Annotated in this window: 10 protein-coding genes and 3 pseudogenes; 4 read left to right on the top strand and 9 right to left on the bottom strand. The window is 44.9% G+C overall.

Annotated elements, in window-relative coordinates:
• Positions 1-87: 87 nt before the first annotated feature.
• Positions 88-1293: pseudogene (locus TOL9009_RS37960) on the bottom strand (IS481 family transposase); the annotation flags it as partial.
• A gap of 4 nt (positions 1294-1297) precedes the next feature.
• Positions 1298-1867 (bottom strand): recombinase family protein, encoded by a 570-nt coding sequence (locus tag TOL9009_RS0104085; protein ID WP_029631374.1) that lies wholly within the window; start codon positions 1865-1867, stop codon positions 1298-1300.
• Between the two features lie 436 nt (positions 1868-2303).
• Here TOL9009_RS0104085 and TOL9009_RS37955 point away from each other — a divergent pair, with 436 nt between their 5' ends.
• On the top strand, positions 2304-3152 hold the full coding sequence (locus TOL9009_RS37955) for an RNA-guided endonuclease InsQ/TnpB family protein (RefSeq protein WP_242055772.1): 849 nt from the start codon (positions 2304-2306) through the stop codon (positions 3150-3152).
• Positions 3153-3484: 332 nt separating this feature from the next.
• Here the strand turns inward: TOL9009_RS37955 and TOL9009_RS0104075 are convergent, their stop codons facing one another.
• The 4 genes from TOL9009_RS0104075 to TOL9009_RS0104055 all read right to left on the bottom strand — a co-directional run bounded on the left by TOL9009_RS0104075 (position 3485) and on the right by TOL9009_RS0104055 (position 5640).
• The gene (locus tag TOL9009_RS0104075) at positions 3485-3925 is read right to left on the bottom strand and encodes a VOC family protein (protein ID WP_242055770.1); all 441 of its coding nucleotides are present in this window, start codon (positions 3923-3925) and stop codon (positions 3485-3487) included.
• A gap of 303 nt (positions 3926-4228) precedes the next feature.
• Positions 4229-4660, bottom strand: coding sequence for a YciI family protein (locus TOL9009_RS0104065; protein ID WP_029631369.1), 432 nt, complete (start codon positions 4658-4660; stop codon positions 4229-4231).
• Between the two features lie 87 nt (positions 4661-4747).
• Positions 4748-5245, bottom strand: a complete 498-nt coding sequence (locus tag TOL9009_RS0104060) for a VOC family protein (protein WP_029631367.1) — start codon at positions 5243-5245, stop codon at positions 4748-4750.
• Between the two features lie 35 nt (positions 5246-5280).
• Positions 5281-5640 (bottom strand): YciI family protein, encoded by a 360-nt coding sequence (locus TOL9009_RS0104055; RefSeq protein WP_029631365.1) that lies wholly within the window; start codon positions 5638-5640, stop codon positions 5281-5283.
• 169 nt (positions 5641-5809) lie between these two features.
• Between TOL9009_RS0104055 and TOL9009_RS0104050 the strand changes: the two genes are divergently transcribed.
• The gene (locus tag TOL9009_RS0104050) at positions 5810-7078 is read left to right on the top strand and encodes an RNA polymerase sigma factor (RefSeq protein WP_029631364.1); all 1269 of its coding nucleotides are present in this window, start codon (positions 5810-5812) and stop codon (positions 7076-7078) included.
• 218 nt (positions 7079-7296) lie between these two features.
• Here the strand turns inward: TOL9009_RS0104050 and TOL9009_RS37950 are convergent.
• Positions 7297-8384: pseudogene (locus TOL9009_RS37950) on the bottom strand (ISKra4 family transposase).
• 73 nt (positions 8385-8457) lie between these two features.
• Between TOL9009_RS37950 and TOL9009_RS45090 the strand changes: the two are divergent.
• Positions 8458-8738: pseudogene (locus TOL9009_RS45090) on the top strand (IS630 family transposase); the annotation flags it as partial.
• Between the two features lie 329 nt (positions 8739-9067).
• On the opposite strand, the gene TOL9009_RS0104035 reads toward TOL9009_RS45090, so the two are convergent.
• A complete protein-coding gene (locus TOL9009_RS0104035) occupies positions 9068-11518 on the bottom strand; it encodes a GNAT family N-acetyltransferase (protein WP_029631360.1) in 2451 nt (816 codons plus the stop codon).
• Here TOL9009_RS0104035 and TOL9009_RS45085 point away from each other — a divergent pair.
• Positions 11509-11709 carry a hypothetical protein gene (locus tag TOL9009_RS45085; RefSeq protein ID WP_143598293.1) on the top strand — a complete coding sequence of 67 codons (201 nt, stop codon included), beginning with the start codon at positions 11509-11511 and terminating at the stop codon, positions 11707-11709. The genes TOL9009_RS0104035 and TOL9009_RS45085 overlap by 10 nt on opposite strands.
• 265 nt (positions 11710-11974) lie before the next feature.
• On the opposite strand, the gene TOL9009_RS37945 is transcribed toward TOL9009_RS45085, so the two are convergent.
• On the bottom strand, positions 11975-12709 hold the full coding sequence (locus tag TOL9009_RS37945; RefSeq protein WP_199341619.1) for an aldo/keto reductase: 735 nt from the start codon (positions 12707-12709) through the stop codon (positions 11975-11977).
• Between the last annotated feature and the right edge of the window lies 1 nt (position 12710).

The following is a 12710-nucleotide window of genomic DNA, read 5'->3' as shown; positions in this document are numbered from 1 at the left end:
TGGTTGAAGTGTAATTATAGTTGCAAATAATCCTGGTTTGGAAATGCGTTGATTGCAGGTTTGAGTGATTAGTATTGCAGGTTATTACACGTATAGCTCGTTGTCAAATAAACCCCACCAAAGGACGACGGTTTCACCTGCCAAGTCTGGCTCTACCTCGTAAGCTACGCCCTCAATTGATACTCTGGCATCTGAACCAACCTTTCTACGTTGTGGTTCGCGGGCAAAGTTACAGAATCGCTCCCAACTACACATTGAACGTAAACCAGACTTGGGTATATTTCGCAACCAATCTTCTATCCGCGAATGTGGTTCTATGCGGTGTGGTTTGTCGTTGTAATGCAACAAATATTGGCGTAACCACAAGTTAGCTTCAACGTCGCTTTCCGGTTCATGAAAGTGATACAGAGTCTCGTGGGCTTCTTTGACCGTCCGAAAAGGTCTTTCCACTTTGCCCTTGGAGCGAGCTGTTACCCTGCGACCATCCTTACCCGCAGGCATGTGCGTAACCAGCTTGATTCTCAAGCAATCCATCACATTTTGAAATACATGGCTTTTAGCAATTGGTCCGTTGTCGGTGTAAATCATTTCTGGAATCCCATGAAAGGGAAATCCGTCAGTTGTTTTCACCGTCATCGCATTAAATAAGAAACGTAATGCAGCTTCAACATCCTCCCCATAAACACAGTGATATTCCTGGTAACATACGCCACTACGGTCATCAACAATGCTGTACAGCATCAGTAGTGGATTACCCTTACCCGGTTCCACCCATGATGGCTGTTTTACGTGTTTGAGATCCGATGGGCTGAGGTCGAAATGCCAACATTCGTTGCTGTATTCTGCTTGAAAACGTACCGCAGGCGGTTGTCTAGTCATACGTTCAGTGTCGTACCCCCAGGTTTTCAAATAATAATTGACAGTACTTCTAGTCAATGCGCCTTTAGGCGGTTGGACAAAACCATCGGGTGTTTCCATCCCAAATTCCTCCAACAGTTCAATCGCCCGTACTGTGGAGACGTGTCGCCCTTTTTTATTAGTGGTACGGATTTTCATTGCGGCGATGACTTCGCAGTAACGTTCCATATCAGTCATGGAAAGTTTTCTGGGTGCCCCACTATCTGAGCGGTTGATGGATTTCGGACGTGATGAGTTACGCAAAGCACGGTACAGCGTATCGGTTGACACACCATATAATGCTGCTGTTTCTTCAATAAGAATCCGACGCTCTTGACAGCGGCTAGGTAAAGATTCGAGACGATGGCGTAAATTGATGAGTGTCTCTACCGGTATTTGCTTATGTACCATGTTCAGTTCTTACCTCTGCAACATAGTTGTAGAGCGTTGGTTTGGAAATTCCCATCAACTTACATATTTCAATAATTGTGTATTGTCCTTCGGTATAAAGCTTTACTGCTAATTGGCGTTTAGTTGGGTCAAGGGCTTTTGGTCTGCCTCCAGTATGTCCACGCGATCGCGCTGCAACAAGTCCAGCCGACGTGCGTTCGCGGATTAGATTGCGCTCAAATTCAGCTAATGCACCAAATAAATGGAAAATCAGCCTACCACTATTGTTTGTGGTGGTAATAGATTCTTGTAAGCTAGAAAGCTCAATTCCTCGCTTATCTAAAGTTTCCATAGTTTCAATCAGGTCTTTGAGCGACCTTCCCAAGCGGTCGAGCCGCCATACCACCAAAACATCGCCAGTCCGTGCTACCTCCAATGCTAATGAAAGTCCAGGTCTAAGGGCTTTTGCACCACTTATACGGTCGGAGTAAATTTTCTCGCAACCAGCAAGCTGCAAAGCATCCATTTGCAGGTTCAGATTCTGGTCATCTGTTGAAATTCGGGCATAACCTATTAACATACTTTGAACCCTTAACAAGTACATATACTCGTTACTTAACAGGGTATGTTGACTTTGATATAATTACCGAGTTTCGTTACTAAACTTGATTCGGTTTCTGGTTTGCAATCTGGGTGGTCATAACAGTTAAAAAAACGACCGTTTATTTGACCTTATAGTTGCAATTAATTCTGGTTCAAATTTTAATATATTTTTGTAAAGTTGAAGCAGTTTTTAAGTAAACTCCCAAACTCCTGTTTGACAGGACTTTGGCTTAGTTGCAAATAATCCTGGTTGAAACCGATGATTGCAGGTTGGTTGCAGTTAATCCTGGCTCAGTTGCAATTAATCCTGGTTGAAGTGTAATTATAGTTGCAAATAATCCTGGTTTGGAAATGCGTTGATTGCAGGTTTGAGTGATTAGTATTGCAGGTTATTACAGGTAGGGGTGACTTTGATGTGTGGACGAGTTGAATTTAAATTGTCCATTGGTGGTTATCAAATTGCACTGCTGCGCGGGCAAAACCCCACTAGCGCAACATTGAATAGAACCAAACAGGGGCAATATTTTATCAACTTTGTCGTTAATATCCCGACTCAGCCCACTGGTAAAACCCCAAAAGTGATTGGGGTTGACTTGGGCAGGCGCGATATCGCCACCACATCCACGGGAAAATCGTGGAGTGGTAAACAGATTCAAAACACTCGTGACCGATACAGTAAGGTCAGGGCTAACGTTCAATCTAAACGCACTCGGTCGTCTAGACGACTTTTGAGAAGGCTTTCTGGGAGAGAGCGGAAGTTTCAAGAATGGTTGAATCACAATATCAGCAAGCAGATTGTTCAAGATGCAAAACGATTGAACGCGGCATTGTCTTTTGAGGATTTGACTAACATTCGAGAGTCATTGAATCAAAAGCGACGAAGCAAAGTAGAGCGTCGTAGAACTAATAATTGGGCGTTTTATCAGCTGCGTTTGTTCGTTGGATACAAAGCCAATATTGTTGGTATTCCAGTGGTATTTGTTCCACCTGCCTATACGAGTCAAACTTGTTCGCGCTGCCATCACATTCACCCAATCAAAGGGAAGTCGTATCGCAACGGAAAAGTTTTTAAGTGTGGGCATTGCGGATTTGAACATGATGCTGATATCAATGCGGCCAATATTATTGCTGCTCTTGGGGTGACTTTTGTAAACTCGCCCGAAGTTCTGGGGATTGCTTGTCAACTAGAAGGGCAATTGCCTCTCTTTGCGACAGGTGAAATCTGGGATAAAGCTCCCGCTACAATTGGTACTCCGATTTAGCGGCGAGTTGTTTACGGTTTCTCCTGGTGTAGTTAGTTGTTGGTCAGTGGTCTGTGGCTATTTAACCTGAGTTCGGGTTAAGCCAGAAGCTAAAAAGCTTATTCTGTCAGGATTGAATAAAACTGGAATTGATCAAAGCAGGGATAAAAGTGGAATCATTTTGTCAATAAAGTTCACAAATGAAACTAATCTCAGCAATATGTCTTATTGACAATAGATGAAAACAGAGCTTTAGACCGAACAACGATAATTCAAGGCTTTTGAGGATTTATTATCCCGAACTCAGGTTATTTACAAAGGACAAAGAACGAATGACAGATGTTGGTATAGGCTCAGATGGTTTTTTCGCAGTTGATCATCCACGGTGTCCCAAACTGATCAGTCAACATGCCAAAGCGCGATGACCAGAAGGTTTGCGCGATCGCCATCTTCACCTTGCCGTTTTCTGCTAGAGCGTGAAAAAGCCGTTCTGCCTCAGCGATTTGGGGAACGCTAATTTGTACGTAGAAACCTTGCGGGGTTTCAAAGTATCCTGGTGGGCAGTCAGATCCCATCAGGAGGCGATCATTTAGTTCAAGGCAAGCGTGCATGATTTTGTCCTGCCATTCCGGTGAGACATTTTCGGCAGAAGGTGCTTCTTTGTGTGTCATCATCATAGTTATCTTCCCACCGAGACATTGTTCATAGAACTTGAACGCTGCCTCACAGTTGCCGTTGAACATCAGGTAAGAATTGAGTTGCATTGATTTCTCCTTTTGTAATCGATTCTGCATTTTGATGAGCGGATCGTTCGCACATGAACATCATTTGCGCGGTTGCTGATGACCAAAGAGGCAGGGGAGCAGGGAGCAGGGAGCAAGGGAGAAAGATACTGGAGTTCCCCTGCCACAAAGGTTACAAGCCCCTAAATTTATTTATGCTCCAAGTAAAAACATTTATTTCGATAGCGCCGGCGGCAAGCGAGTCCGCGAGCGTCGACGCGAAGCGCGAGAAATAATACGTCCTTGTTCCAAGCCCCTAAATTTATTTATGGGGTTCTCCCCCCTGCCCCCCGCCCCTTGTCCTCTTCGCTGACGTTACTCTTGCTGCTGCGTTTCAAGTTGAGCGCGAATGCGGTCTTCCTGCTCCCTTAAGACGGGTGTTAGGACTTCACCAAAATCCTCTGCCTCGAATACGGGACGAATCTCAATCTCGGAGTCTCCTGGCATAGGGTTAGGGCAGCGCTTTACCCAAGCAACTGCCTCTTCCATTGAGTTCACCTGCCACAGCCAGTACCCTGCCACTAGCTCCTGCTCTGGAGTGAAAGGTCCCTGGGTGACGGTGCGATCGCTTCCTGAAAAGTGAACTCGCACCCCTTTTGAGCTAGGATGCAACCCCTCAGCGGCGAGCAAGATACCTGCCCTGGCTAATTCTTCGTTGTACTGCCCCATTTCAGTTAAAAGCTGTTCGCTCGGCATGACCCCAGTTTCGGAGTCTTGGGTTGCTTTGACAAAGACCATGACTTTCATTGTGAAATCTCCTGTTGAATGGTTTTGAGTTAGATTGCGAGGGGGTGGGTGTGCTGATTAGCACAAAGCGCAACTCCGAAGGAACCGCTAATAACCAGCGACACGTTTGAGTTCATCAATCTCGATCTTCTTCATTTGCAGCATGGTAGTGGTCACTTTTTGAGAGGTTGCCGCGTCGGGGTGGTTGAGTAACTCAATCAGAATGCGAGGAATAATTTGCCAGGAAACGCCGTATTTGTCTTTGAGCCAGCCGCATTGCTGTGCGGTTTCATCCCCACCGGCAGACAATTTTTGCCAGTAATCGTCCACGTCCGCCTGTGTATCGCAAAAGATTTGGAAGGAAATCGCCTCGTTAAATTTGAATGTCGGACCACCGTTGAGTGCTGTGAACGGCTGACCATCAAGTTCAAAGCTGACAGTCATGACGGCTCCGGCTGGTTTTCCGTGAATTTCCTGTCCAGCGTCTCCATATCGACTGACGTGGACAATTTTGGAATTGCGAAAAATCGACGTATAAAACTGAGCGGCGGCTTCGGCTTGATCATCAAACCATAAACAGGGAGTGATTTTGGAATTGTTTTGCATGAGAGTTCTCCTTGAGTTCAAGCGGTTAAGGACGGTCAGGGCTGTGCTGGTAGTCCCGCAACTTCGATGACAGGACGGATTTCGACGGTGCCGACTTTTGCACCTGGGATGCGGGTGGCGATCGCAATGGCTTCATCCAAATCCTGAGCATTAATGAGGAAGAATCCACCCAATTGTTCGCGGGTTTCGGCAAATGGTCCATCGGTCACGAGTGATTTGCCATCACGGACTTGGACACTGGTTGCGGTTGCAACAGGATGGAGTGGAGCCGTCGCCAGAAATTGTCCTTGAGTATGCAAGTCCTGGGCGAGTTGGGCAGATTCTCCATAGCAATGCTCCCGCTCGGTGTCGCTCATGGCGTTTTCGTCCATATAAATCAGCAGCAAATATTTCATGCGGTTGCCTCCTTTGTGATTAAGTCGAACGGGAATTGTCCAAATCGACACCTGAGTGCAAAAATTTTGTCTAGTACAATTGAACTTATCTCCCTTTATCAGTTAGTCGAACGGCAATTGCTCAAATCGACACCTTGCCCAAAATTTTTTATGTCTTTTTGTCAAAGGTATGGCTTCAATCCCAAAAACAGATGTGGCTCAAGCAATTGCTGCCCTTTATCGAACTGAATGGGGGCGCATTGTCGCTATTCTGATTCGGCTGGTCGGAGATTTTGATGTAGCTGAAGAAGCTGCACAGGCAGCATTTACAGCGGCAGTGAATCAGTGGGAAAGTGACGGTATTCCTGATCGTCCCCGTGCCTGGATTATCCGAACTGCCCGGTACAAGGCGATCGATCACCTCCGACGACGCACGAAACTGACCGAAAAACTGGAGTGGTATGCGGCATCTGGCTTAATTCCATCCACTGAAGAACCAACCTATGACAGTGATGAAATTGAAGACGATCGCCTACGATTAATCTTTACCTGCTGTCACCCGGCACTGGCAAAGGAAACTCAAGTAGCGTTGACCCTCCGAATGTTGGGTGGACTGGAAACCGACGAAATTGCCCGCGCTTTTCTTATACCGACTGCAACAATGGCACAGAGGTTAGTTCGTGCTAAACGCAAAATTCGAGACGCAGGCATTCCTTACAAAGTACCTGAGACGACTGATCTCGCTCCCCGGATAGAGGCAGTCCTGACAGTCATCTATCTCATCTTCAATGAAGGCTATGCCGCAACTAAAGGAGATGCGATCGTGCGGGCTGACCTCTGCATCAAAGCGATTCGCTTGGGGCAACTGGTGCGGCAATTGCTGGCACCCAAACCCCCATCTGAAGTCACAGCACTGGTGGCGCTGATGTTATTGCACGATTCGCGGCGCAATGCGCGTCTAGATGAGGCAGGCGATTTGATTTTGCTAGAAGATCAGGATCGCAGTCGTTGGAACCATCTACAGATTGCTGAGGCGTTACCTTTGGTAGAGGAAGCGTTGCTCTTTGGAACCGGAGTGTATGCCCTGCAAGCGGCGATCGCAGCCCTCCATTGTCAGGCAACCCGCGCCGAAGAAACAGACTGGGCGCAGATCGTGCGGCTCTATGAGGTGTTGGAACGCTTGCAGCCCTCACCCATTGTGACCTTGAACCGAGCAGTGGCGATCGCAATGGCAGACAGTCCTCAAGCCGCATTTGGACTGATTGATAGCCTTGCTCCAGAACTGGACAGCTATCATCTCTTTCATGCCACCCGTGCAGATTTATTCCGGCGTGTTGGAGCATTAGAGGAAGCGACCCAGAGCTATACACGGGCACTAGAGTTAGTGACAAATGACAGTGAGCGTCGTTTTCTGGAACGTCGGTTGCGCGAAGTTCAACCTAACATTCAGTCCGGCTAAGGGTTACAACAGTTTAAAGCGCCAGGCATCCATGATGCCGTTGAAAAGAAATGAAAAATCTTCTAACAGGGTGAACTTGTAACTTAACAAAAGGCAAAAGAAGACAAGTCGGCTTAGTACTTTAGTACTGTTATAATCCAATCGTTTCATCAATTCGCTCGCAACGCCCAGGAGCAAAACTTTTAATTATTTGGGATGGCGCAAGCTATGGGAGCATGTCACCTTTTTGGTTTAGATGAGATAGTCAGCAATCCATTAAGATATGCACAACGGTGAGCCAAAACTTGAGGAACATTTTCCTTATTCCACGCTCGCACCGGAGATTTTGGTGCGTCGGTCAATTTGTTTAACAGCAGATTCAACAAAACCGGAGCCAATCGAACAAATCTGCTCTGCCTGATAGTACTGGTAGTTGACGATGCGGTGACGATGCTTGTTAAGGTAATTGATAAAATTTTGAGCGGGTTTGGTAGTGAGATCGCTAAACAATGCGATCGCAGGATCGACAAGTCCATGCCACAGTTGCGTTCGGGCTTGACGCAAACGTTTAACTGACCCACCCACCTTATGTAGATTTTCTATCAAATGATACCAGTCAAGAATTTCTCGCCGCTCAGAGTTTGGGGCAATCTCGCGCTCTTATCTTCCAAACACCATCATGTCCATCACCCAAGCAAGTGACAGGTGAATCTAGAGGTTGATTGTTGACCCACTCCACCAGGGCACTATTATCTTGAAAAAATGCCCCAGTCACACAAGCCGAGTGCAAACTTATCCCTTTATATTCTTGCCAAGTACAAGGTTCTCCTTCAGCAGTACGGAGACGAATTTTGCCTCCATCTACACTTAGTTCCTCAACAGGCTTCTGAATATCAGGCATCTCGAAGTTTTGACGATGCACTAATCGAGAAGTGATTTTTGGCTGCAACCCGAATACCTCTGAACAACTCAACATCTTCCTGTGCGTGCTGGTAAGATACATTTGCACTTACTCGCAAGCAACACATCTCTAGATACGGACTCAATTGTGTGTGAGAGCGCACCTCTAATCTTTGGGCTTGCTGACTTGTTAAGGGTAATTCTCCCAGAATGCTTTTGAGGATGCGACGGTGTCCTGCTGTTGTGCCCGTGACCGTTGTGATAAAAAAATTCCCACTTCAGGCATTACATGTCGCTGCATCTGGTTGCGGACTGCTTGTTCAATTCCTGCTAGCGTGGTCAATTCCTCAGACCGGGTCTCCTCATAAAGAATTTTAGCGATCGCCTGAATGTGTTCTTGTAAAGCTTGTTGTTTTTCAGGAGTCATAATTCCAGATGCACTACTTCCCTTTGTATCATCCCTGATCTTAGATCTTTTTCAAAAGGTGACATGCTCCCCAAGCTATCACCGTTCCCAACCAATCAAAGATTATTTAAATTCTTTAAATAGTCAGCGAGAAAAAGAACAATGGTTGATAACGTGCGAGCGTTTTGCACCGAATGCTCCACAACAAAACCCTGTAGAAGATATCTGGTTACAAGCGAAAAGATTGATTCGATAATTCTACTTTTTTGTCATTCTTTCTCTGTGGTCAAAGCGTTATTTTAATTATCGATTCACTGCCAAACTTTTGAATTTCCTAAGCTCCATGAGTATGGTTTTTTCTCGCAAATGATTTAGGGTAACTGTTCAGGGGATAAAAAAAATGCCGCTTTGCGCCCGCCCAAAGGAATACGACAAATGAGACATCAACAGTTGAAATCATTATACAGCAACCTTTAAAAGCTTTTTAGTACAAATATACTGCATGAATTCAGGTTAGCGATCGCATCCACATTGCTATAGTTTTTCACCCTTGGAAATTGACCTTATGGCAAAGAAATTTAGGTTAGCGATCGCATCCACATTGCTACCCTTCACTTCTGGTTCTTCATGCTACTTTTTCTCTAACCGTATTTTCTCACAAATCATTTAGGATTGCTATATCAGGCATGGTCCGAGTTTTCCTTTCATTGATTAGAATTGGATGGCAACAGACTGTTTAAATTTTTAATTGTGATGGTTTGACGATCAGACGCTGCACCGATAAGATTTGCACCATCTGGACTTAGCACAGCATCATGTTTAAGTCCATCAACATCAGAAATATATTTGTCATTCATCCAATTCCACAAGTTTGTGGAACAACAATCGTTAAAAATGATTGTTTGACTATCAGGAGTAATAGTTAATGAATTTAATGAACTAGAATACCCCGGCAATGTTTTTAAGAGTTTTAAGCTTTGAGCATCCCAAACTTTAACCATCCAAATTGTACTGAGTTCTTGACGATCCATCCCGCCAGTGACTATTAATTTACCATCAGCGCTGAGGGCGATTACCTCAACTTCAAGAGAATGAGCTGCCCAGCTTTGGATAAACTTTTGTTGACGTAAATCCCAAATCTTGACTCCACCCAGGCTACCAATATATAAATTTTGATTATCTTTGCTGACTGCTAAAGACAAAACATAACCACGAGTATTGACTTGCTGCTGAAGTTTACCCTGAGGTAAATTCCAAACTTTTACAACCGGATCGTTCATACTCCCAGTAACCAAAGTTTGAGCATCAGCACTGATATTTAAGGCTTGGACTTCTCCTAAATGTCCGGGAGAAAAGGTTTTATCTAATGTGATACTTTTATAATTCCATTTTTGAATTACGCCTGTAGATGTACCTACGACTAAAGTTTGATTATCTGGACTTACAGCGATAGATTGAATTTTGCCAGAAAAGACGCTCAAGGTTTGTTGCAGACTCTTGCTGTTAATATCCCAAACTTGAATTTTGTTCTCCCAATTCCCGCTGATGAGTGTTTGGTTATCTGGTGCGATCGCTAAAACTCCAATATGTTCTGGTATTTTCCAGGCTGGGATAGCTGGTGTATGAGTCGAGATATCCGTTTTTGGAGCTTGTTGCTGTGAGTCAGCGTAAATTTGTGGTATTTGCCAAAGTGGTGTCAGCATATACATCACCAGAAAAATTACCACATCGACAATCAAAAACCACTTGCTCCCGCGTGACTTTTTAACTGGTGGATTTGCTGGGTGTATAGTTTGATGTGCGCTAATAGCTGCGATAGCTTCCGGTAACTGATTAGATATGTTTGTCACCGCCTGAGATGTCAGCTTTAAATATACTTGCTCGCTCAACTGAAGAATTTTAAATTCTAATGGTAGTTCTTGACGATTAGCTGAAATAAAACCCAGCCCATTATAAAACTGTTTATCTTTACGCCAACCTAGACAGTACAGGGGTAGGGCGATTTGCGGCTGAATCCTAGCTAATAACAACTTCGTCATTTCTTGTGGTTGATATTGTGGCTCAATATGTAAGTTAAATAATATCGAACAATTCGTATTTTTCCCAAAGTGAACGTAACCTATTGGGCGTTTATCTTTTTCAATTATTAACTCTTGCCATCTAAAAATAAAGCGATTCAAAATGAAGTATAGGGAGATGAACCAGAAAGCGATCGCAATTCCCGAAACTGGTAGATCCAGTAAAGAATAATCAAATTCCCCTATCCAGGTTAAACCCAAAAGGGCTTTGATAAAGCTTAAAGTTAGACTAATCACCACAAAACTGCCGCTGGCCATCAAAGCAAGTACAGTCAAAATATAAAGTAGAGATTTTCTAAATCTTTGCCGATGCCAAAAGGTTTTGTAAATTTGCCATTGCTCTTTAACATCTTGGAAGGGGCGAATAGAAATCCCAGGTGGTAAAGGTAAACTTGTTGATTGATGTTCGCCGATGGGAATTGGTGGTTGCAATAATACCATTGCAGGTAGTTGATAAAGCTGCAATTCTTTGGGCTTATCTTTCTTGGGAAGAGCGACAAACCCAAATCGTTCATAAAATGATTTGAGATGAGGAAGATAAACTAGATATACAGGTAAACTAACATTTTCTAGGCAATTCCAGAGTAACAGTGAACCAACACCTTGGTAGCGATGTTTAGGAGCAATATAAATGTTAGACAGTATATTATATTTTTTTCTCGCTACAAAGAATACCCAGCCAACAATTTGCTTTTGATATTCAACAAACCAAACTTTATCATTGGTATAATGACGTGACATTAAATATGCAGAAAGTATGTATATACCAAATCCAAATGCAACTGCACCACCCATATACAAAAATACAAAAAAATCACTTGGGCTGACTGCTGAAGAAATAATCTGCCAATCAAAGAAGTGATTTGGCGGTTTTCCATACTCAAATAAATATGCTTTATAATTTATCTCTAATCTCTTGACAAATATGTCTAAAACTGTTCGGATACAAAGAACTATCCCTAAGATAGATGTCAAAAGAAATATCCAACCAGAGTATTTAGAGTTGTGCGCTTGTAGCTCTGCAACAGTGCCTGTACGGAAGGAGTATCCTGAAGATGGTTTTTCAGATGAAGACATCGATTAATCAACCTATTAATAGTTGCACGCAGCTCGAAAATATTTGTGCGATCGCTCCCAGCTTTTCATGCAACTCAGATGATGGAGAACCGCAATTACACCGAAAAAATATAGAAGGCAGAAGGGAAAAATGCCCTGAATCTGCCCTTTGCTCAACATTTATTAACTTGGAGCTTAAGTTAGCACCTTAACGCCTTTATCTTTAGTGGGGAAGTTTGGAGAGTTATCAGAAAATGTAGTTAGCAATGATGTAGTCATTGATTGCTCTAGAAAAGCTGCGATTATTCCCAAAATTATTTATGGGGGAACTCAAAATTGGCTAAGGTATTTAGGCAAGACTCCTCATTACCCGCTATTCCTCCCCACCCTACTAAGAGTTGAGGGTGAGGACTCCCGCGACACGTTGAAATCGACTACCTTAAGTTACTAAAGTAATTTGCAACACAACCGAAGCAGCTACCTCCAGCCTTGGACGATCGCGCCGCCGAAAATGCTACGATTCACCTCGCTGGTGAAGATGCTATAGGGAAAGGCGGGATCAAGGGCACTGCTCTCGTCCAGCGTCCGGATCTGTTCCGGGGTGAGGCGGATGTCCAATGATGCCAGATTGTCATGCAGTTGATCGAGCAAGCTTGCACCCAGAATCGGCGAGGTAATGCCAGACTGCACTGAAACCCAGGCAAGGGCGACCTGTGCCAAGGGGCGATCGACTTGGGTTGCCACCGTTCGCAGGGTATCAAGGACGCGCCAGTTACGATCGGTGAACATCTGGTTGCCGAAAGGATTGGGGCCAATCAGCCGTCCTTGACCGCTCGCCCCCGCCTCCTCGCGCTGGTACTTGCCAGTGAGGAAACCGGCAGCAAGCGGACTCCAGGCACAGATGCCGAGACCGCATTCACGGGCGGCGGGCAGATGTTCGCGCTCAATGCTGCGTTCAACGAGCGAATACGCCAGTTGCATGGCGATGGGCCCAGGAATGTTATGCGCTGTGGCGATCGCGGCTGCCTTGGCAGTGTACCAAGCTGGCACATTTGAGAATCCGAAGTAGCGGATCTTGCCGACGCGTACCAGGTCGCCGAGCGACTGTAGTACTTCTTCAACGGGCGTCACCATATCCCAGGTGTGCATCCAGTAGAGGTCAACGTAGTCGGTACGGAGGCGGCGCAGCGAACCCTCAAGCGCCCGATGCATG

Source organism: [Scytonema hofmanni] UTEX 2349 (assembly GCF_000582685.1).
GTDB classification, from domain to species: Bacteria; Cyanobacteriota; Cyanobacteriia; order Cyanobacteriales; family Nostocaceae; genus Hassallia; species Hassallia hofmanni.
Note: the sequence above shows the minus strand (reverse complement) of the source record. Positions and strands in the feature narration are given on the sequence as shown.